A 22,017-nucleotide genomic window follows, 5' to 3' on the forward strand; every position below is an offset into this window, starting at 1 on the left:
GGTCGAGCGGCTGGCACTCGCGGGCCTGGGCGCAGGCCCGATCCTCGGCGGCGACCGCATCGCACCACTGCGACCGGACAACGCCGCCTATGTGCTGTTCACGTCGGGTTCGACCGGTCTGCCCAAGGGCGTGACCACCAGCCATCGGGCCATCATGAACCAATTGCGCTGGCTGGAAAGCCGATACGAGGTCACCGCCGACGATCGGATCATGCAGCGTGCGCCGCTCACCTTCGACGTTTCGGTGTGGGAATGCTTCCTGCCCGCGGCGGTCGGTGCGCCACTGGTGATTCCGCGTCCCGGCGGTCACCTCGACCTGGACTATCTGGCCGGGCTGATGCGCGAACACGCCGTCACGTTCGCCGAGCACGTGCCCTCGGTGCTCGCCGCGCTGCTCGCCGAGGGGCACGGTGACGCATTGCGCTCGTTCCGCCATTTGCACTGTGGCGGTGAGGCATTGCCCTCTGAGCTGCTCGGCGCGCTGCGTGAGCACATCGGCGGGTCCGTGCACAATGCGTACGGACCGACCGAGGCCGCGATCTCGACGATCTACCACGAATTCACCGACGCCGATCAAGGCCCCGACCTGGCCATCGGCCGGCCGAACTGGAACACCCGCGCCTACGTGCTCGACACCCGGCTGCGTCCGGTGCCGACAGGCGTCACAGGTGAGCTGTATCTGGCCGGCGATCAGTTGGCGCGTGGCTATGAAGGCCGGACCGGACTCACCGCGGAGCGGTTTCTCGCCGATCCTTTCGGCGTGCCAGGGGCTCGCATGTACCGCACCGGCGACCTGGTGCGCTGGAACCGGGACGGCGACCTGGTCTACTTGGGCCGCAACGATTTCCAGGTGAAGCTGCGCGGTCAGCGGATCGAGCTCGGCGAGATCGAATCGGCGTTGCTGGCGGCCGCGGGCGTCACGAACGCCGCGGTGGTGTTGGCACGCGACGCCGCGGGCACCGAATGCCTGGTGGGCTACGTGTCCGGCAACGGGTTATCGGCCGCCGCGGTGCATACCGCTGTCCGCGACCGGCTGCCCGGCTACATGGTTCCCGCCCACCTGGTCGTGCTGGAGGAGATGCCGCTCACCACGGTGGGCAAGCTCGATCGCGCGGCACTCCCGGTTGTCGAGTTCACCGGTCCGGCAACGGCATTCCGTGCGCCGCGCGAGGGTGGTGAATCGGTGCTCGCCGCGCTGATCGGTGACCTGCTCGGGGTCGCCGATGACGCGCCGATCGGCGCCGACGACGATTTCTTCGCGCGCGGCGGCAATTCACTGCTCGCCATGCGCCTGGTCGCCCGCGCGAATGCCGCGCTGGGCTGTGATCTGAACGTGCGTGCGGTATTCGAGTCGCCGACCGTCGCGCAACTGGCCGTGCACGTGACCCGGACGCCGCAACGGGCGCTGCCGCCGCTCGTCGCCACGGCGCGACCGTCACGAATCCCGCTGTCGCAGGCGCAGACCCGAATGTGGTTGCTCAACCGGCTCGATCCGGACTCGGCCGTCTACAACATCCCGATCACCATCCGGCTCGCGGGCGCGCTGGACCTCGCCGCCCTGCGCGCCGCCCTGCTCGATGTCATCGGCAGGCACGAGTCGCTGCGGACGGTCTTCCCGGACGACGGGGCGGGGCCTGCCCAGGTGGTCACGCCGATGGCGGAGATCGGTCTGCGGCTGCGCCAGGTGGACGTCACCACCGACGAGCTGCCGAGCGCGGTTGTCGCGGCCGTCGGGCTCGGCTTCGATCTGCGCACCGGCCTGCCGGTGCGGGCCACAGTGTTGCGCGTCGCGCCGCACGATCACGTGCTGGTCGTCGTGGTGCACCACATCGCCGCGGACGGCGTCTCCACCGGCCCGCTGGCCAGGGACCTGATGGCCGCCTATGCCGCGCGCACGGCGGGCGCGCAGCCGCAATGGCGTCCGCTGCCGGTTCAGTACGCGGACTTCACCCTGTGGCAGCGCGAGGTGTTGGGCTCGGCCACCGATCCGGAATCGGTGCTGGCGGGCCAGATCGCGCACTGGCGTGCCGAACTCGACGGGCTCGCACCGGTTCTCGAGCTGCCGACCGACCGGCCGCGTCCGCCGGTGGCCTCCGGCCGCGGCGCCGCGGTCGGCTTCGAGGTCGCCGCCGAGAAGACCACGGCGATCGCCGATCTCGCACGCAGGCACGGGGTGTCGACCTTCATGGTCGTGCACGCCGCCTTCGCCACCGTGCTCGCGCGGCTGGCGGGAACCGACGATGTCGCGATCGGCACGCCCATCGCGGGCCGGGCCGAGGAAGCACTCGACGATCTGGTCGGCATGTTCGTCAATACCCTGGTTCTGCGCACCCCGGTGTCGGCAGGCGCGTCGTTCGGCGAGCTGCTCGCACAGGTGCGCGACACCGATGTCCGTGCCTTCGCGAATGCCGATCTGCCCTTCGAGCGTCTGGTCGAGGAGCTGAATCCGGTCCGCTCGCAAGCACATTCGCCGATCATTCAAACGCTGCTCACCTTCGAGCATCGCGACGACACGATGCTGCGGCTGCCCGGGCTGGAGGTCTCGGCGTTCGAGTTGGACAATCCGATCGCGCAGTTCGAGTTGTCGCTGGCGCTGACGGAGGTCGCCGCGGCGGACGGCACCGCACTGCGTGCGGAACTGCGTTATGCGACAGACCTGTTCGACGAGTCGACGGTCCGGTCGTTCGCCACACGTTTCGTGCGGGTGCTGGAGACCGTCGTGCTGGATTCGGCGGTGCGGCTCGGTGATATCGAACTGCTGGATGACGCCGAGCGGGTGCGCATCCTGGAATCCTGGAACGCGACGACCACCGAGTTCGACTCGACCGCGACGCTGGTGTCGCTGTTCGAGGCCCAGGCGGCGCGGACACCGTTCGCGCCCGCGGTGACCCAGGCGGGCACGAGTCTGTCCTACTGCGACTTCGCGGCGCGCGTGCACCAGTTGGCGCGGTTCCTCGTCGCGCAGGGTGTCGGCCCGGATTCGCTGGTGGCGCTGGGGATGCGGCGTTCGATCGACCTGGTCATCGGCATGTACGCGGTGACGGTCGCGGGTGGCGCCTACGTTCCGCTCGACCCGGATCACCCGGCCGAGCGCACCGAATACATGCTCGCGACCGCGCGACCCGTCTGTGTGCTGACCGCAGGGCTCGATCTGGAAGTCGGGGGAGTGCGGCAGCTCAGGATCGACCGTCTCGACCTGGCCGCCTATTCGGCGCGGCCGCTGACCGACGCGGATCGGACGGGGGTGTTGGCTCCTGGCCATCCCGCCTATGTGATCTTCACGTCGGGCTCGACCGGTCGGCCGAAGGGCGTCACGGTATCGCACGCGGCGATCGTCAACCGGCTGCGCTGGATGCAGGCCGAATACCCGCTCTCCGATGACGATGTCGTCTTGCAGAAGACGCCCGCGACCTTCGATGTGTCGGTGTGGGAGTTCTTCTGGCCGTTGCAGGTCGGGGCCCGGTTGATCGTCGCGCGCCCGGACGGGCATCGCGACCCGGTCTATCTGGCCCGCCTCATGTCCGCGGAGCGGGTCACGGTCGTGCATTTCGTGCCTTCGATGCTCGCGGTGTTCGTCGCCGATGGACTTGCCGCGCAGTGTGTTTCGCTGAGGCAGGTGTTCGCTTCCGGGGAAGCGTTGCCCGCGGTGACGGCACAACGGCTGCGTGCGCTCACCGGAGCCCGCCTGCACAACCTCTACGGTCCGACCGAAGCCGCCGTCGATGTGACCTACCACGAGGTCGCCGACGCCGACGCGGTGTCGGTGCCGATCGGGCGACCGGTGTCCAACACCCGGGTGTACGTACTGGATTCACGGCTGCGCCCGGTGCCCGCCGGCGTCGCGGGCGAGTTGTACCTGGCGGGCAGGCAACTGGCGCAGGGGTATGTCGCCCGCGCGGAGCTGACCGCGGATCGGTTCGTGGCCAGTCCGTTCGGCGCGGGCGAGCGGATGTACCGCACCGGTGACCTGGTGCGGTGGACCGCAGCGGGCGAACTGGAATACCTGGGTCGCACCGACTTCCAGGTGAAACTGCGTGGCCTGCGCGTCGAGCTCGGCGAGATCGAGGCCGCGCTCACCGCCATGGCCGCCATCGGGCAGGCCGTCGTAGTGGTGCGCACCGACGACCGGCTCGGCGACCAGCTGGTCGCGTATCTGATCGCGGCGCAGACGGCAGTCGACACCGACGGCGTGCGCGCCGAGCTGAACGCGGTGCTGCCCGCCTACATGGTGCCGTCGGCGTTCGTCGCGCTGGATGCTCTCCCGCTCAACGCTTCCGGCAAACTCGACCGCGCGGCGCTGCCCGCGCCCGAGTTTCATACGGCGGCCTATCGGGCACCGGAGACCGCTGCCGAGCACACGGTCGCGGGCATCATCGGCGAGTTGCTCGGCATCGAAAAGCTCGGCGCGGAAGACGATTTCTTCGCACTCGGCGGCAACTCGCTGATCGCCACCCAGGTGGCCGCGCGGCTCGGCGTCGCGGTGAACGCGGACATCCCGGTCCGGCTGTTGTTCGAGACACCGACCGTGGCGGGGCTCGCCGCACGGGCGGCCCGGCTGGCAGGCACCAGCCGCCGTCCGAAGCTCGCCGCGCGGCCACGACCCGAGCTGGTGCCGCTGTCACCCGCGCAGCAGCGCATGTGGTTCCTCAACCGTTTCGACCCGGACGAGACGGTCAGCAACATCCCGGTCGCCATCCGGCTGACCGGCGACCTCGACACCGGCGCGCTGGCCGCCGCGCTCGCCGACGTGGTCGGCAGGCACGAGACGCTGCGCACCGTGTATCCGGATATCGACGGCACCGGGTTCCAGCGGATCCTGGACCGCACGCACACCCCGCCGATCGTGGCGCTCGATCCGGCGAATGTGGCTGCCGCGCTGCTGGATCTGGCGGCGGCGCCGTTCGACGTCACCGCCGCGGTGCCGCTGCGCGTCGGCCTGGCCCGACTGTCCGATCGCGAGCACATTCTCGCGCTGGTGGTGCATCACATCGCGGCCGACGGCTTTTCGATGGGCCCGCTGGCTCGCGATATCGCCACCGCTTATGCGGCGCGCGCCACCGGCGGCGCGCCGGCCTGGACCGAACTCGATGTGCAGTACGCCGATTACGCGCTCTGGCAACGCGAGCTGCTCGGGGCCGAGGACGATCCGGAATCGCTGGCCGCGGCACAGCTGCGCTATTGGCAGCAGACCCTGCGCGGGCTGCCCGCACAGCTCGACCTGCCTGCCGACCGGCCGCGTCCGGCGATCGCCACCCATGCCGCGGCGACCGCCACCCTCGCTCTCGACGCTGCGCTTCGAGACGGAATCGCCGCCATCGCCCGGCGATACGACGCCAGCCCGTTCATGGTGGTGCATGCCGCGCTCGCCACGCTGCTGGCCAGGATGTCGGGCGGGGAAGACATCGCCATCGGTGCGCCGATCGCGGGCCGCGGCGCTGCCGCGCTCGACGATCTGGTCGGCATGTTCGTCAATACCCAGGTGCTGCGCGCGGAGGTGCCCGGTTCGGACACCTTCGCCGCCGTGCTGCGACGGGTGCGCGAGGGCGATCTGGATGCCTTCGCGCACGCCGAGGTGCCGTTCGAGCGACTGGTCGAGGTGCTCGACCCGCCCCGCTCCGAAGCGCGCCATCCGCTGTTCCAGATCGCGCTGTTCTTCCAGAACCTCGCGCCGGTCGCGGTCGAGCCTGCGGGGGTGACCCTCACCGAGCACGACTTCGAGTACGCGACGACCCGATTCGACCTGCAGCTGACCGTCGCCGATGACGCACTCCGATTCACTTATGCGACAGATCTTTTCGACGAGTCGACCATCGTCACCTTCGGTGCCAGATTCACCCGCCTGCTGGCGGCGGTGGTCGCCGACCCCGCGCAGGTGGTCGGCGATATCGACCTGTTCGAGTCCGGCGAATGGGACCGGGTGGTGCGCCGATGGAACGACTCGGCGCACACCGCGTTCGTCGCGGAACTACTGCTCGACGAGTTCGAGGCGCAGGCCGCGGCCACCCCGGACGCCACGGCGCTGGTGTTCGCGGCCGAGAACGGCAGTGCGGGCGCGACTATCACCTACGACGAATTGGACCGTCGGACCAACCAGCTCGCCCGATGCCTGATCGCCGGGGGAGTCGGCCCGGAATCGCTGGTGGCGCTGGCCATTCGGCGCTCGACCGACCTGGTGGTCGCGATGTACGCGGTGCTCAAGGCCGGTGGCGCCTACGTCCCGATCGATCCGGATCATCCGGCCCTGCGCATCGCGCACATTCTCGATACCGCGCAGCCTGCCGCGCTGCTCACCACCGAAGCCGATCGAGCCGACTTCGGCTATGCCGGGCCGACGATCTGCCTCGACTCGGTCGGCCTGAACGGCTACGCCGACGACCCGATCGCGGCCGGCGAGCGGACCGCCGCGCTCCACCCGCACCACCCCGCCTACGTTCTGTTCACCTCCGGGTCGACCGGTAAGCCCAAGGGCGTCAGCGTCTCGCACGCCGCGATCGTCAACCAGATGACCTGGATGCAATCGGAGTACGTGCTGACCTCGCAGGATGTGTACCTGCAGAAGACGGCGACCACCTTCGACGTCTCGCTGTGGGGGTACTTCCTGCCGCTGCGGATCGGGGCGACACTGATCCTGGCCACCCCGGAGGGCCATCGCGATCCGGGTTATCTGACCGAGGTCATCGTCGAGCACGGCGTCACCCTCACCGATTTCGTTCCGTCGATGCTGAGCGTCTTCGCGGGGCACGCCGACACCGACGCGCTCGCGACGCTGCGCACGGTGTTCGTCATCGGTGAGGCATTGCCCGCCGAAACCGTCCGTGCCTTCGGCGCGGTCAGCGGGGCGCGGCTGCACAACCTGTACGGCCCCACCGAGGCGGCGGTGAGCATCACCCACCGCGACGTCACCGGTGAAATCGACCGCACCGTCATGCCGATCGGTAACCCGGAATGGAACAGCCGGGTCTACGTGCTGGATTCGCGCCTGCGCCCGACCCTTCCCGGTGTCGCGGGAGAGCTGTACCTGGCGGGCGCCCAGCTCGCCCGCGGCTACCACGGCAGGCCCGAGCTGACCTCGGACCGCTTCGTCGCCAACCCCTTCGGTGAGCCCGGCGAGCGCATGTACCGCACGGGCGATCTGGTTCGCTGGGAAACCAGTGTTACCACCGCCGAATTGGGGTATTTGGGCCGCACCGACTTCCAGGTGAAGTTCCGCGGGCAGCGCATCGAACTGGGCGAGATCGAATCTGTCGTGGCCGCTGTGCCTGGTGTCGGCCAGGCCGCCGCCGGGGTCGTCCGCGCAGGCGTCGGCGATCACCTGGTTGTGTACGTGACCGCGCTCGGTGGAATCGGAGCCGACGAGGTCGAGAGCCGAGTATCGCGCGCCGCGTCCGACGCCCTGCCGTCCTACATGGTGCCCTCGGCGGTCGTGGTGCTGGATGCCTTCCCGCTCAACGCTTCCGGCAAACTCGATCGAAACGCCCTGCCGGAGCCGGTGTTCGACCGGACCGCCTATCGCGCGCCCGTCACCCCGGCCGAGCGTCTTGTCGCCGCGGCGTTCGAGGCGGTGCTCGGGTCCTCGCCCGTCGGCGCCGACGACAACTTCTTCGATCTCGGTGGCAATTCGCTGATCGCCACCCGAGTGCTCGCCCGGCTCGGCGAGCGGCTCGGTCGGCGGGTTCCGGTGCGGCTGCTGTTCGAGTCGCCGACCGTGCGGGCGCTGGCGGCCAGGCTCGCCGCCGAAGCGGACGCGACCGAACAGGTAGTGCCGCTGATCGCCGGACCGCGCCCCGAGCTCGTTCCCCTCGCGCCGGTGCAGCGTGGCATGTGGTTCCTCAACCGCCTCGACCCGGCGTCGGCCGTGCACAACATTCCGGTGGCCGTGCGCATCCGCGGCGAACTCGACGAAGTCGCCCTGTGCGCCGCCTTCGCCGATGTCGTCGCCCGGCACGAGGTGCTGCGCACGATGTATCCGGTGGATGCCACCGGCACCGGCCACCAGGTGATCCTGCCCGCCGAGCCTGCGCCGGTGCGGCTGGTCATCGACACCAGGGAGCTGCGGTCGGTCGACGAGCGCATTGCCGAATTCATCGGCGCGGGCTTCGATGTCAGCACCGAGGTGCCGGTGCGCGCGGTGCTGCTACGTGAGCACGAATCCAGTCACGTGCTCGTCGCCGTGCTGCACCACATCGCCGCGGACGGCTATTCGATGAATCCGCTGCTGCGAGACTTGTTGTCGGCCTATCTGTCCCGGCTGCTCGACACCGCGCCGACCTGGCCCGAACTCGCCGCGCAGTACGCCGACTACGCGCTGTGGCAGACGCAGTCGCTGGATTCGGTGGCCGCACCGCAGCTCGCGTACTGGCGCGAAACCCTGCGTGAATTGCCGCAAGAGCTCGCGCTGCCCACCGACCGGCCGCGGCCTGCCATCGCGTCCGAGCGTGGTGCGAACATGCGCGCGCGGATCGGTGGTGGCGTCGGCGCTCGCGTGCACGAGCTTGCGAGACAGCACAATGCGACCTCGTTCATGGTCGTGCACGCCGCCCTCGCGGTGCTGCTGGCCCGGCTGTCCGGATCCGCCGATATCGCCATCGGTACTCCGGTCGCCGGGCGCGGTGCGGCCGCGCTCGACGATCTGGTCGGCATGTTCGTCAACACCCTGGTGCTGCGCACCCGCCCGGACCGCAAGCTGTCGTTCACCGAACTGCTCACGCAGACGAGGACGGTCGATCTGGCGGCCTTCGCCCATGCGACGGTTCCGTTCGAGCGAGTCGCCGATGAACTCGGCGTCGAGCGCTCGCAGGCACGGCATCCGCTCTTCACCGTCGCGCTCAGCTACGCCGATACCGGGCCCGGCACCGTCTCGGTGCCCGGCCTCGAGCTGACGCCGGTCGAATTCGACGAGCCGGTGGCGCGATTCGATCTGCAGTTCACCGTCGCCGCCGAGCCGGATGCCGACGGTCACCTCGCGGTCGAGCTGACCTACGCCACGGACCTGTTCGACGCGGACACCGCCGCCACGCTGCTGCGCCGGTTCGGCCGCCTCCTCGGCGCGCTCACCGCGAATCCCGATACGGCGATCGGTGCCGCCGACCTGCTCGCTCCTGCCGAACGCGCCGACCTGCTCGGCAGGCGGGGCGCCGACCCGGTGCACGGCCAGACCCTCGCCGAGCTGATGGCCGCCGCCGTCGCCATGAATCCCGATGCCACCGCCGTGATCGCAACCGAGAGGGAGCTGACCTATCGGGCCTTGGACGAGCAGTCGTCACGGCTGGCCAGAATGCTCATCGGTCACGGCATCGGCGCAGAAGACTTCGTCGCCGTGGCCATCGCGCGTTCGGCCGAGTCGGTGCTCGCGATCTGGGCGGTGGCCAAGACCGGCGCCGCCTTCGTTCCGGTCGACCCGACCTACCCGGCCGATCGGATCGCGCACATGCTGTCGGATTCCGGCGCGGCGGTCGGACTCACGACCACCGCGAGCCGGCCCGGACTGCCCGGCGGCGCCGAATGGCTGATGTTGGACGCGCCCGCCGTTACGGCGCGGATGCGGCACACGAGCGCAGGGCCGATCGGTGCGGACGAACTGGTCCGCCCGGTGCGGATCGACAACCCCGCGTGGATGATCTACACCTCCGGCTCGACCGGCGTCCCCAAGGGTGTGCTGGCCACACACGCGGGCCTCGCCGGAATCGCGTGTGCCCAGCGTGATCGGTACTCGATCACCTCGGCATCCAGGACACTGCACGTCACCTCACCCAGCTTCGACGCCTCGATGCTCGAACTGCTGCTCGCGCTGCCCGCCGGTGCGGCGATGGTGGTCGCGCCGTCCGGCGTCTACGGTGGCGCCGAACTGACCGCGCTCATCCGCGACCAGCGCGTGACCCATGCGTTCATCACACCGGCCGTGCTGCAAACCCTCGACGCGACGCAGCTGCCCGAGCTCACACATCTGACCGTCGGCGGTGAGTCCTACAGCCCGGATGTGGTGCAGCGCTGGGGAACCACGCGTGCCTTCTTCAACACCTACGGCCCGACCGAAACCACGGTCATCACGAACATCAGCGAACGGATCCGTCCCGGCGATCCGTTCGACATCGGCACGCCGATCCACGGTATGTCGGCGGTGGTGCTCGACACCGGACTGCAACCGGTCCCGGTCGGGGTCACCGGTGAGCTGTACCTGCGCGGGCCCGGCCTCGCCCGTGGCTACCATGCGCGGCCCGCGCTGTCGGCAGACCGCTTCATCGCCGACCCCTACGGCCCCGTGGGCGGACGGTTGTACCGAACCGGCGACCTGGTCCGCTGGACCACCGGGGGTGCGATCCACTACGTGGGACGCGCCGACCACCAGGTCAAGGTGCGCGGCCTGCGCATCGAGCTCGGTGAGATCGACACCGTGCTCGCGGCGCACGACACCGTCGAATACGCGGTGACCATCGGCCACACCGACGACGCGGGGAATGTGTCGCTGATCGCCTACGTGGTCGCCGCCGCACACGCCACGATCGACACCGCGGAGCTCGCCGCCTTCGCCGGACGCGCGCTGACGGCCTATATGGTGCCCGCCGCCATCATGGTGCTAGACGACATGCCGCTGACTCCCACCGGCAAGCTGGATCGGAAGGCATTGCCGGAACCCGATTTCCGGACCGTGCAGGCGCGCACCGCCTACCGCGCACCGGAGACCGCCTTCGAGCATGCGGTCGCCGAGACCATCGCGGAGGTGCTCGGCCTCGACCGGCCGAACGCGGTCGGCGCTGATGACGACTTCTTCGCGCTCGGCGGGAATTCGCTGATCGCCACGCAACTGGCCGCTCGGCTCGGCAACCGCGTTGATCTGACGGTCGGGGTCCGGATGGTCTTCGAGCATCCGACGGTGCGCGCCATGGCCGCCGCCCTCGCCGCCACTGATCCGGCCGCGGCGCCGGCACGTCCCGCACTGACCAGGCGCGCCGGAACGGATCCGGTCCCGCTGTCGCTCGCGCAGCAGCGCATGTGGTTCCTCAACCGGTTGGATCGCCAATCCACCGCGTACAACATTCCGTTGGCGGTGCGGCTGACCGGCGATCTCGACGTCACCGCCTTGAACGCGGCGATCACCGATGTGGTGGCGCGCCACGAGGTGCTGCGCACCGTCTACCCGCAGCGCGATTCCGGCCCGGTGCAGGTGGTGCTGCCGATCGAGCAGGCGGGCGTGCCCACGCTCGCGCCGATCCGGATTCCCCTCGACGACCTCGTCGCCGCGGTCACCGATTTCATCGGCGGCGGCTTCGACGTCACCGAATCGGTGCCGTTGCGGGCCCGGCTGTTCGTTCCTGTCGCTGCCGAGGCGGCAACGGCGGGCGAGCACGTGCTCGTGGTGGTCGTACACCACATCGCCGCCGACGGTTCGTCACTGGTGCCGCTGGCCCGCGACGTGATGGTCGCCTACGCCGCGCGCAAGCGGGGCGGCGTTCCCGCGTGGGCGCCGCTGCCGGTGCAGTACGCGGACTACAGCGTGTGGCAACGGAGGCTGCTCGGCTCCGAGGACGATCCGGAGTCGCTGGTCTCCCAGCAACTCCGGTTCTGGACCGAAACACTCGCCGAACTGCCCGCCCAGCTTGCCCTGCCGACCGACCGGCCGCGACCGGCCATCGCCGCCACCCGCGGCGGGCATGTGGATTTCGCGATCGACGCGCAGGCGCACGCCCGCCTCACCGAGCTGGGCCGCGCGTCCGGCGCGACGCTGTTCATGGTGGTGCACGCCGCGTTCGCGGTCCTGCTCGCACGCCTGTCCGGAACACGGGACATCGCGCTGGGCACCCCGATCGCGGGCCGCGGCGAGGCCGCGCTCGACGACGTGGTCGGCATGTTCGTGAACACCCTGGTGCTGCGCACCCAGGTGGACGCGGCCGAGGGATTCACCGAGCTGCTCGACCAGGTTCGCGCCAGGGACGTGGCGGCCTTCTCGCACGCGGACGTGCCGTTCGAGCGCCTGGTCGAGGTGCTGAATCCGGAGCGCTCGACCGCGCGGCACCCGCTGTTCCAGGTCGGCTTCTCCTTCCACAACCAGACCGAAGCGGACTTCGCACTGGACGGATCGACCGCCACCGCGGCCGATTTCGACTACGAGGTCTCGCAATTCGATCTGCACCTGGTGGTGACCGACCGATACGACGCGGACGGTGATCCGGCGGGCATGTCCGCCTCGATCACCTACGCGACTGTGCTGTTCGACGAGTCCACCGTCGCGGGCTTCGCCGGACGCCTGCAACGACTGCTGACCGCGGTGTGTGCCGCGCCGCACCGGCCGGTCGGTGACCTCGCGCTGCTCGACACCGCCGAACGCGAGCGCATGATCGTGACCTGGAACCGGGCCGACCGGGCATTCGCACCGGCCACGCTGGTCACCGCATTCGACACCCAAGTGGCACGGACACCGGACGCGGTGGCTGTCGTCGACGACGAGACCACCCTGACCTACGCGGAGTTCGGCGCTCGGGTGTACCGGCTGGCACGCGCCCTTATCGGCCGCGGTATCGGCCCGGAAGCGCTGGTGGCTCTCGCCATCCCGCGCAGCATCGACCTGATGGTCGCGATGTACGCGGTGGTGGCCGCGGGCGGCGCGTACGTGCCGCTCGACCCCGCGCATCCGCTGGAACGCACCGTGAGCGTGCTGGCCGCCGCCAACCCCGCGTTGGTGCTGACCGCCCCCGGGCAGCCGATGTTGCCGGAAGCGGTGGCGCAACACGATGTGGTGCTGGATATCTCGATCGCCGACGTGGTGGCGGATGCGGGCCCGGTGCGCGCCGAGGAGCGGGTGGCGGCGCTCACGCCGTCGAACACCGCCTATGTCATCTTCACCTCGGGCTCGACCGGCACACCCAAGGGTGTCGCCGTGCCGCACGCGGCCATCGCACACCAATTGGACTGGATGCAGTCGGAGTACCGCCTGGACACCGACGACGCGAGCTTGCTGATGACCTCGGCGGCGTTCGACCTCTCGGTGTGGGAATTCTGGTGGGCCCTGCGCACCGGGGCCCGGGTAGTGCTCGCGCCGCAGGGTGTCCAGCGTGATCCGGCCGCGCTGGTGGATCTGATTCGACGCGCATCGGTGACCACGGTGACGCTGGTGCCTTCGCTGCTGGCCATGGTGGCCGAGGCGTCCGGCGTCCGGCTCTTGCCGCGCTCGCTGCGCAGGCTGCTCGTGATCGGCGAGGCATTGCCGACCGCGACGGTCGATCGCGTCGGTGCGCTCACCAGTGCCCGGATCGACAACCTGTACGGCCCCACCGAAGCGGCGGTCTCGGTCACTAGATTCCCGGCCTGCGCCGGTACCAGGCATGCGGTGGCGCCGATAGGCACCCCGGAGTCGGGCAACCAGGTCTATGTTCTCGACGACCGGATGCATCCGGTTCCGGCCGGTGTCACCGGCGAGCTGTACCTCGGTGGGGCCCAGCTGGCCAGGGGGTATCACGGTCGGCCTGAGCTGACCGCGGAACGATTCGTCGCCAACCCGTTCGGCACACCGGGGACGCGCCTGTACCGCACCGGCGACATCGTGCGCTGGGGCGCGGACGGCAACCTCGAGTACGTCGAACGCCGCGACTTCCAGGTGAAGGTTCGCGGCTACCGTATCGAGCTCGCCGAGATCGAGCACGCGCTGCGCTCGCAACGCGCGGTGTCCGATGCCGTCGTCGTCGCCCAGCACACCGGTGGCGCGAACGCAATGCTGATCGGGTATTTCACCGCCACCGAGCGGCTCGAGCACGACGCGCTGCGCTCGGCGCTGACCGATGTGCTGCCCAGCTACATGGTCCCGGCGATGCTGCGGCAGCTGGACGCCTTGCCGTTGAACGCGAATGGCAAGGTCGACCGGGCGGCTCTGCCGCGACCGGAGACGAGTACTCGCGAATTCCGGGCGCCGGCCACCGAACTGGAGCAGACCGTCTGCGCGGTCTTCGCCGAGGTGCTCGAGGCGGGGCGAATCGGGCTCGACGACAACTTCTTCGAACGCGGCGGCAACTCGCTGCTCGCCACCAGGCTCGCGACCCGCCTGAGTGCCGCGCTCGTCGAAGAGATCCCGGTCGTCTGGCTGTTCGCCGCCCCGACACCGGCGGGTGTGGTCGCACAGCTGGCCTCGCGCCGGTCCGGCCGCGGCCGAGTCGAGGCACACGCGGCGTTCGACGTGTTGCTGCCGCTGCGGCCGGGCGGCGTCCGCGAGCCGCTGTTCTGCCTGCATCCGGTCGGTGGCGTCGCATGGTCTTTCGCGGGGCTCGCCGCGTATATCGACCCCGAGCGCGGCATCTACGGCATCCAGTCGCCGGTGCTGAGTTCGGATGCCGCCCTGCCGGATTCGATCGAGGACTGGGCGCTGCGCTACACACGAGAAATCCGCGCCGTCCAACCGGAAGGCCCGTACCACCTGCTCGGCTGGTCGCTCGGCGGTGTGCTCGCGCACGCGGTGGCGATCCACTTGCAGGATCAGGGCCAGCATGTCGCCCTGCTCGCCATGATGGACAGCTCGCTGAACATCACGGTGGACGAGTCGGCGACGGTTCCGCTGGCCGATCTGCTCGGCGGCCTGCTCGGCGAACAGGCCGACGACGCGGACGCCGAACTCGACCGCACCCGGCTCGCACAGCGCATCGCCGAATTGCCGGAACCGTTCGCCTCCTTCGGCGCCACGCGTCTGGGCCGGGTACTGGACGCGGGCACCCGCTCGCTGCGGCTCATCACCCGCTACCGCCCGCGCCCGTACAAGGGCAATCTCGTCTACTTCACCGCGGCACTCGACGATCCGACCGGCGCCACCGGCGCCGCGAGCTGGTCGGCGGCCATCGACGGCACCGTGCACAACCATGCCGTCCAGTCCTCGCACTGGCGCATGACTTCCGGGTCCGCCCTTGCCCGTATCGGCCACGTGCTGACCACGGTCTTGGCCGACGCGAATCGTGCGTGATCCCGATTCTCCGTTCCCACCAGGAAGGTCCCCGATGAACAACCCGTTCGACGACGATGACGCCCAGTTCTACGTCCTGATCAACGAGGAGGGCGAGCACTCGATGTGGCCGATCTTCGCGGCCGTCCCCGGCGGCTGGACCATCGCCTACGGCGCCGCGTCCCGCGCCGCCTGCCTGGAATACGTCGAATCCCACTGGCTCGACATGCGTCCCAACTCCCTCATCGCGGCGATGCACCCCGAAACCAACTGAATAGCGGGGCGCGCCGGCCCACATCCCCCTGCCGGCCGGTGCGCCCCGCGAATACATCACGATCGGCACGTCATGCATACAGAGTCTGCCCAGGCGAGGATGATGGAAGACATGACAACCCGCCGAATCACCGTGACACTGCCCGAGGAACTGGTCGCCACCGCCGAACATGCCGTGGCGGCGGGCCATGCCAGTTCGGTGTCCGCCTATATCGCCGATGCCGCCGAAGTCGGCCGGGCGCACGCGCCTTTCGCCGACCTCATGCCGAAAACCAGCGCCACCAAGCCGGTCGGCGTCTGGTTGGCAGGCGTTATGCGGGGCAAGCGGCAGCGCGCGGCCCGCAGCAGCGTCGTGTGACGGTCTGTGAACTCAGCGTCGTATGACGCTGGAGTCCGCGGCGTCGTGTGACGCGTGGATCCGTCATGCCCGTGTCCGCGCGGAATCACAGATCAGCCGAGCCTGTTCGCGCCAGTCGGACACCGCGCGGCCGCGCTGCCCTGTCAGGGCCGAGTCGAACTGTCTGGCGCGCTTGGTGACCGTCAGGCCGACATAGGTGTGGCCGTTCGTGATCGCCCGGGTGGCGATCGCACACGCCTCGTCGACCTCGCCGGAGCTGAGCAGGGCCGTCGCATGCTCGAATTGGACGAGGGCCGGCTCCATTGTTTCCTGCGGGTCGTACAGCGAAATCGCCCGTGCCGCGGCGCTCGCGGTCTCCTCGGCGCGGCCGAGCCGGGAATATCCGATGGCCTGATAGAAAGCGAGTTTTTCGGGACGAAAGGAAAAGATTCCGACCGGCAGGTCCGCAGAGGTGAAGTCATCGAGTGCGGCGGAAGATTTGTTTATGCAATAGGCGAATTGGCCGGCGTCGCCGAGGCTGGCGTGGGCGCGCGCCGCCATTCCCCATAACCAGGCGACGGCGGGACCGTGTCCCGGATTTTCTGCGAGACGTGGGGCGAGTAGGTGTAAAACTTCCTTCGGTTTATCGCTATAGGTGGGCAGATATGTGAGGCCGGCCAACGCGATGTCTTCCGAGTAGCGGTCGCCGATGTCCTGCGCGGCATGAATCGCGGTCGTATACCACATCCGGGCCTGGCCGAAATGCCCCTCGTTGAAAAGGATTTCACCGACGACGTTGGCCAGTCTGCCCGCCGTGCGGACCAGCCGGATCTGATGATGGGTGGCCTGTCGTTCGGCGAGACACCCTCGCACAGTACGGAATTGGTCGAGCGTGGCGTGCAGCAACTCGTAGGGCGGCACCTGTACCACTCGCGTGCCGAGCGTCTGCGCCGACTCCTCCAGCAGGCCGAGTCTGCGCTCGCTGATCGATCCGGCATCGAGTGTGGCCAGCATCTTCTCGGGCTCGTTCGCCACGAGATCCGCTGCTCGGCCGGCCAGGCCCGCGCCTACGCAGGCTAATAGTTCACGCCGTCTCACGTCATTGTCCTCGACTTCCTTGTCGAGCCCAGTTTCCCTACCGAGCTTGGTATTCCGAACGAGCGCCGCGCTCGTGTCTTCGGTCTCGCCTGCCGCCGAGTAGTCCGCGAGGATCGCGCGCTCGAACCGCGTGACGACCACCGAATCGGCCTGCGACAGGACCCCGTCGAGCAGGCGCCTGCTTGCGTCGTGCATCCGGGTTGTCCGGCCGTTCTCCCACAAGACCACGGTGCGCGGGGTGACGCCCACCAAGCGCGCGAACTCGTAGCGACTTCGCTTCATCGCCGCGCGGAGGGCGCGCACGTCGTCGCCCGTCCAGTCGACTTCAACCATAGGTCCTCCTCCCTCGCACCAGGTTGATTCAATCGGAAATTACTCGGATTTACCGGTTTCGGGACTGTTATACGCCGAATCGCAACGCGCACGCTTAGTCGGTACCCGGCACCGGGGGTTATGCCCAAACCCTTTCGGGGTGCCTGCTTTCCGGAAGCCCGGCGCACGGTCCCGACTCGGTCCGATCCAGCCGAGTCGAGCGCGGTTCCGGCGGCGCCTCTCGGTGTCGGGTGCATTTACTTTTCCCGGAGGTGAACGATGGACACATTGCGCTCGGATATCAGGGAATTGTGGCTCGTGCAGAGCCGCGACTGTGCACAGGAACCGATTGGTCTCACTTACGACAGAGCCCGCTTCATCGTTGCCGTGCACGCGGGCCACGGCGCGCGCTGCCGCCAATATCTGGCCTCATCGGCCTACTGCTTCCGCCGAGCCGCCGAGAAGTAGGCAGCTGCCGTCAGGCCGCGATCGAAGGCTGTGGCTGCCCTCGTCGAGCGCGGCGTGTGGTGGTCAGCGGTGGCGGCACCGACATCGCTCGAGGGTGGCGCTGCCGATCAGTTCGCCGCGCGGTCGGCGAATACTTTACGTGCTACGGCGATTGCGTTGAGGGCGGCGGGGAAGCCTGCGTAGACCGCCATCTGGGTGATGACTTCGACCGTCTCGGTGGTGGTCCCACCGACGTTGAGCAGGCCGTGGATGTGCACTTCGAGTTGGGGTGCGGCGGTGCCGAGGGCGGTGAGCATGGCGACGGTGGTCAGCTCACGCGTCTTTAGGTCGAGGCCGGGGCGGGAGTAGATGTCGCCGAATGCGAATTCGAGGACGTAGCGGGCGAGGTCGGGGGCGATGTCCTGCAGCGAGGCGATGACCTGCTCGCCGGCGTGGCCGTCGATCTCCGAAAGCCGGGCGCTGCCACGCTCGAACCGGTCACCGGTCGGGGCGGGGGCGGTTCGGGTCTGCGCTGGAACGTCGGTGCGGGCGTCGAAAACCGCACGGGCCGCGGTCAGTCCGTTGAGCGTGGCCGGAAAGCCCGCGTACACGCTGACGTGGATGAGGGTCTCCACGATCTCCTCGCGCGTGCAGCCCACATTCAGCGCGCCGTCGATGTGGAAGCGCAGCTGAGGTGCCGCATTGCCGATGGCCGCGAGCGCGGCCACCGTGGCGAGCTGGCGTTGCGGCAGGGTCAGGCCGGGGCGGGACAGGATGTCGCCGTAGCCGAACTCGACGGTCAGCCTGCCGAGGTCCGGTGCGATGTCGGCAAGGCTGTCGATCGCCGCGGGATTCGGGCTGCCACTGATGGTCCGCAAGAGTGCCGAGCCGCGTTCGAGACGGTCATTTTCGCTGGTAGAAGTCGCTGTTGTGGACTGTGTGTTCGTCATGTCCGAACTGTAAAAGCTGGAGTGCACTCCAACGCAAGCTCATCCTCCGAGGCCGACGTCGAAATCAGGTGAATCTCGGGGTTCGACCCCGATGTGGCGTTGCGCCGCGAGTCCTAATGTCGAGGTGTGCGCTTTCTTCCGATCGTTGTGGCTACGTTCGCGGTTGCTCTGCTCGTCGGATGCTCATCGGACCCGAAACCGGCCGCGCAAGGGGTGTCCGACAGCCGAAAGCAGGCCGTGCAGGCCGAAATCGATCGGATGGTGGAGTCCGGGCTGGCCGGGGCGATCGCCACGGTGACCGAGAACGGTGCCACGGTCATCTTGACCAGCGGTGTCGCCGATCGCGACACGCGCGCACCGATCCTCGCCGATCCACCGCAGCAGACACGGATCGGCTCCATCAGCAAGTCGTTCATCGCTTCGGTGGTGCTGCAGTTGGTGGCGGAGGGCAAGATTCGGCTCGACGAACCGATCGACACCTACCTGCCCGGCTTGCTGGTGGGCGACGGCATCGATGGCCGCGCCATCACCGTGCGTCACATTCTGCGCCATCAGAGCGGACTGCCCGAATTGACCGACGACCCGCGGATCGACGAGTACCGGGTGGCGCTCGAAGGTCGCACGGTGACGCCCGCGCAGGAGGTCGCCAGCGCGCTGACGCGGCCGGCATTGTTCGCGCCTGGCACGCGGTGGGAGTACACCAATACCAACTACATCGTCGCGGGCATGCTGGTCGAGCGGGTCACGGGCGCGCCGTATACCGAGGAGCTGAACCGGCGCATCCTGCGGCCGCTCGCTCTCGAAGACACCTATCTCCCGGGTCCCGGCGAGCTGGACATCCGCGGGCCGCACCCGAAGGGTTACGCCTCCGTCGACGGGGTGATGACCGACGTGACCCGGATCGAGCCCTCGGTGCCGTGGGCCGCGGGCGCGATGGTGTCCACCGGTGCGGATCTGAATCGTTTCTACTCGGAGCTGCTTGCGGGCCGGGTGGTACCCGCGGCCCAGCTGGCCGAGATGCGTGCGGGTGTCTCCATGGGGTCCGAGCCGGCAGGCATGAACTATGGACTCGGCATCGGGTACACGCACTTGCCGTGTGGCGCAGAGTATGTCGGCCACACCGGCGGGATATACGGGTTCCTCACGGTCTCCGGCGCGACGCCGGAAGGGCGCGCGATCACCTACGCCTTCACTCAGGTTCCGGAGTCGCAACCCGACATCCCTGGCATGTTGAGCCGGGCTCTGTGCCCGTGACCCGTCGCTATTTACAGGCAAGAATACGCGGCAACGTATACCGGCGTGAACCGCAGCATCAAGCTGGTGATCTTGGTGTATAACTCCAGCAGAACGGCTCCTCGCTGCTTAGGCGAAACCTGCTGAAGAGACTAGCTTTGATCGCTGTCAGCGGGAGCGAACCTCAACCGGAAGTTCGATCGAGACATCCAGTTCGAAGGGGTCCGGCTCAACCTCCTCCATAACGGCGATGAGATCGCGTGCCATCGGCGCGACCTCTCGGAGGTCGCGTGCCTGGGTCCACTGGTCGATCTCAGGAACGTGGACAAGCCAAAACCGGCCGTCCCGTTCGACCTTGGTGTGGTACTTCATTTCCGCCACCAAGGACGCATGGAGCGTCAACGTGTCCTCCGCGAAGGCATCCACCGATTCAATTACCTCATAGGAGAGCAGGCCTTACACACGACAGTCGGCGACCACTCGGTGATGGTCGAGCAAATCGAGCACCTGACCAACCTTATGATGCTGCCCAGAGTTGCCTTCGGCATCGTTCCGCAGGCTGCCGGATTCATCTACACCACAACAAATTTCGTGATCTACGACCAGCGGATGGTGCAGGTGGAGACAATCACGGCAGAGCTGACCATCACGCAGCCGCGAGAGCTTGTCTTCTATGAGAAGTCCTTCTCGGCGCTTGCGAAACAAGCTGTTCATGGAGACGCGGCCCGCGCGCTGATGCGAGGAGCGCTAGACAAGCGGCTTGGCATCGAAGCCGGCGCTGACGGTTCGACAGCTGTGTAGCACCAGCTGCCGGGCCGCGACACGGCTGGTCAACAAGGTCAACTCGCCGCTCGCGCCGCCGAAATTGCCGCAGTCAGCCTGCGGGGCGGCCGAACAGAATGATCTGCATCAGGTGGATCACCCGCCGCCGCGAGCAGACCGGATTGTCGGGGCCGAGCCATTGACCGAGGTCGACGACCAGAGCGAGCGCGGCATGCACGAGCAGTCGCGCCTCGGCCGCGGTGAGCTCGGGACGAACAGCGGCGAGCAGCTTCGCCCACTCTTCGACGTTGAGCCGCTGGATGTTTCGCAGCACCGTGCGAGCCTCCGCAGGCACGTTGCTGATCTCGGCGTAATAGACGAAGGTCAAGTCGCGCTCGGCGAACGAGCCCGTGACGTACAGCTCGATCAGCGTCGTCAGCGCCTGTTCGGGGCTGTCGGATGCCGCGATCGCGGGCCCGATCGCCGCCGAAACCCGGTCTGCGGCACGACGGAACGCGGCGGCGAGAATATCGCCTTTGCTGCGGTAGAAGCGGTATACCGCCGACGAGGCAGGCAGCCCGGCCGCATTGGCGATGTCCTCCACGCTGACATTCGGATAGCCACGCTCGTGGAACAGCTCGACCGCGCGCTTGAGCAGCAGCTCATGTTTGAACGTCAGCGGAATCTCGCTCGCCCCAACGGATTCGGTGTCGGCGCTGTTCAGTGGCGGCAGCTCGCTGCTGGTCACCGAACGGCAAGCGGCACGCAACAGTGTGGTCAGCGGACGCACCGGCACCGAGACATGGTGATCGGAGATGCTGCCGATCACGCTCATGGCGGCGGCCGCGAGCACCGCTCGGTCCGCATCGTCCAGTTGCGGACGTGTCTCGGCGAGCAGTGCTCGCACCACCGCTTCGGTAGTCGTGAGCTGGTCGATCAGGATCCGGCGATCGGCGTCCTCGAGGTAGCGGTGCTGCCAGCGCAACAGGGCGGCGCTGCGACGATTCGCGATGGATGCCGTGATCAGGGCGTCGAGGATGTGGCCGAGGCGTTCTTCGGCGGGCCGCTCGCGCAGCTCCGCGGGCAACATCACGGCGTCTTCGCTGAGTCCGCCCAGGCGCAGCGCCTCCTCCCGGAACAGCGCGTACTTGCTCGGGTAGTGCCGGTAGAGCGCGGTGGAGCTGATGTCGAGCCGGGAGGCGATGTCCTCCATGCTCACGCCGTGGTACCCGAAGGATCCGAATGCCTCCGCGGACGCCGCGGCGATCTGTGCCCGTCGGTCGCGCGGACGCCGCCGCACCGCGCGTGCGGAGCCGCCCGAGCCTGCGGTCGCTTTCCGCGCAGTGCGGCGATCCTGGGCATCCATGTCGCGATGGTAGCCCAATCGGATGGTGGGTATGCGCGGCTTCCTGGCCCGTGATCGTATTGAATCAAAGATCACAAATTGCGATGGATACCAGCTTCTACATCGAGTATCTGTTTCGCTTGGTATCAGAATCTACGATAACTTTCATCGACCGGTTGGTAGGGCATTCTGCCCACATGTGGGGAGGGTGCGGCATCGTCGCGGGGGGGGGGGGGGGCCCCCCCCCCCGCCCGCGCCCACAGAGGAGCTCGCTGGGCTATGGGACCCCCCCCCCCGGGGGCGAGCGGGCGGGCGCGCGGCGGGGCGCGCGCGACACAAAAAACAC

Annotated in this window: 9 protein-coding genes (1 of these 9 only partly in view); 5 read left to right on the plus strand and 4 right to left on the minus strand. The window is 68.4% G+C overall.

Going from position 1 to position 22,017, the window contains the following annotated elements; all coding sequences use genetic code 11:
• The 3 genes from ACFU4Z_RS24535 to ACFU4Z_RS24545 form a co-directional block, all read left to right on the plus strand.
• Positions 1 to 14,935, plus strand: partial view of a non-ribosomal peptide synthase/polyketide synthase gene (locus tag ACFU4Z_RS24535; RefSeq protein WP_379066828.1) — the 3' portion only. Its footprint begins 10,322 nt before the window's first position; 14,935 of the gene's 25,257 nt are visible here — the last part of the coding sequence; the start codon falls outside the window, past its left edge; it ends in the stop codon at positions 14,933 to 14,935.
• Between the two features lie 34 nt (positions 14,936 to 14,969).
• Positions 14,970 to 15,188 carry an MbtH family protein gene (locus ACFU4Z_RS24540; protein ID WP_379066830.1) on the plus strand — a complete coding sequence of 73 codons (219 nt, stop codon included), beginning with the start codon at positions 14,970 to 14,972 and terminating at the stop codon, positions 15,186 to 15,188.
• A gap of 111 nt (positions 15,189 to 15,299) precedes the next feature.
• Positions 15,300 to 15,545 (plus strand): ribbon-helix-helix domain-containing protein, encoded by a 246-nt coding sequence (locus tag ACFU4Z_RS24545; RefSeq protein ID WP_379066832.1) that lies wholly within the window; start codon positions 15,300 to 15,302, stop codon positions 15,543 to 15,545.
• A gap of 63 nt (positions 15,546 to 15,608) precedes the next feature.
• On the opposite strand, the gene ACFU4Z_RS24550 is transcribed toward ACFU4Z_RS24545, so the two are convergent.
• Together ACFU4Z_RS24550 and ACFU4Z_RS24555 are read right to left on the minus strand one after the other, a co-directional pair.
• The gene (locus ACFU4Z_RS24550) at positions 15,609 to 16,955 is read right to left on the minus strand and encodes a helix-turn-helix domain-containing protein (RefSeq protein ID WP_379066834.1); all 1,347 of its coding nucleotides are present in this window, start codon (positions 16,953 to 16,955) and stop codon (positions 15,609 to 15,611) included.
• 554 nt (positions 16,956 to 17,509) lie between these two features.
• Complete coding sequence (locus ACFU4Z_RS24555) at positions 17,510 to 18,331, minus strand: carboxymuconolactone decarboxylase family protein (protein WP_379066836.1); 822 nt, start codon at positions 18,329 to 18,331, stop codon at positions 17,510 to 17,512.
• 126 nt (positions 18,332 to 18,457) lie between these two features.
• On the opposite strand from ACFU4Z_RS24555, the gene ACFU4Z_RS24560 reads away from it, so the two are divergent.
• Entirely contained in the window at positions 18,458 to 19,585 is a 1,128-nt protein-coding gene (locus tag ACFU4Z_RS24560) for a serine hydrolase domain-containing protein (RefSeq protein WP_379066838.1), read from the plus strand.
• A 147-nt stretch (positions 19,586 to 19,732) separates the two neighbouring features.
• Here the strand turns inward: ACFU4Z_RS24560 and ACFU4Z_RS24565 are convergent, their stop codons facing one another.
• Complete coding sequence (locus ACFU4Z_RS24565; RefSeq protein WP_379066840.1) at positions 19,733 to 19,936, minus strand: hypothetical protein; 204 nt, start codon at positions 19,934 to 19,936, stop codon at positions 19,733 to 19,735.
• Between the two features lie 18 nt (positions 19,937 to 19,954).
• Between ACFU4Z_RS24565 and ACFU4Z_RS24570 the strand changes: the two genes are divergently transcribed.
• Positions 19,955 to 20,365 carry a Scr1 family TA system antitoxin-like transcriptional regulator gene (locus ACFU4Z_RS24570; RefSeq protein ID WP_379066842.1) on the plus strand — a complete coding sequence of 137 codons (411 nt, stop codon included), beginning with the start codon at positions 19,955 to 19,957 and terminating at the stop codon, positions 20,363 to 20,365.
• A 73-nt stretch (positions 20,366 to 20,438) separates the two neighbouring features.
• Here the strand turns inward: ACFU4Z_RS24570 and ACFU4Z_RS24575 are convergent, their stop codons facing one another.
• Entirely contained in the window at positions 20,439 to 21,692 is a 1,254-nt protein-coding gene (locus ACFU4Z_RS24575; RefSeq protein ID WP_379066844.1) for a TetR/AcrR family transcriptional regulator, read from the minus strand.
• Between the last annotated feature and the right edge of the window lie 325 nt (positions 21,693 to 22,017).

Source organism: Nocardia sp. NPDC057440 (genome assembly GCF_042802915.1).
GTDB lineage: Bacteria > Actinomycetota > Actinomycetes > Mycobacteriales > Mycobacteriaceae > Nocardia.

Bases quoted from the DNA above. Each gene is read 5' to 3' on its own strand.
- ACFU4Z_RS24540 (WP_379066830.1), top strand. From the start codon at position 14,970: ATGAACAACCCGTTCGACGACGATGACGCCCAGTTCTACGTCCTGATC.
- ACFU4Z_RS24545 (WP_379066832.1), top strand. From the start codon at position 15,300: ATGACAACCCGCCGAATCACCGTGACACTGCCCGAGGAACTGGTCGCC.
- ACFU4Z_RS24550 (WP_379066834.1), bottom strand. From the start codon at position 16,955: ATGGTTGAAGTCGACTGGACGGGCGACGACGTGCGCGCCCTCCGCGCG.
- ACFU4Z_RS24555 (WP_379066836.1), bottom strand. From the start codon at position 18,331: ATGACGAACACACAGTCCACAACAGCGACTTCTACCAGCGAAAATGAC.
- ACFU4Z_RS24565 (WP_379066840.1), bottom strand. From the start codon at position 19,936: ATGAAGTACCACACCAAGGTCGAACGGGACGGCCGGTTTTGGCTTGTC.
- ACFU4Z_RS24570 (WP_379066842.1), top strand. From the start codon at position 19,955: ATGGAGCGTCAACGTGTCCTCCGCGAAGGCATCCACCGATTCAATTAC.
- ACFU4Z_RS24575 (WP_379066844.1), bottom strand. From the start codon at position 21,692: ATGGATGCCCAGGATCGCCGCACTGCGCGGAAAGCGACCGCAGGCTCG.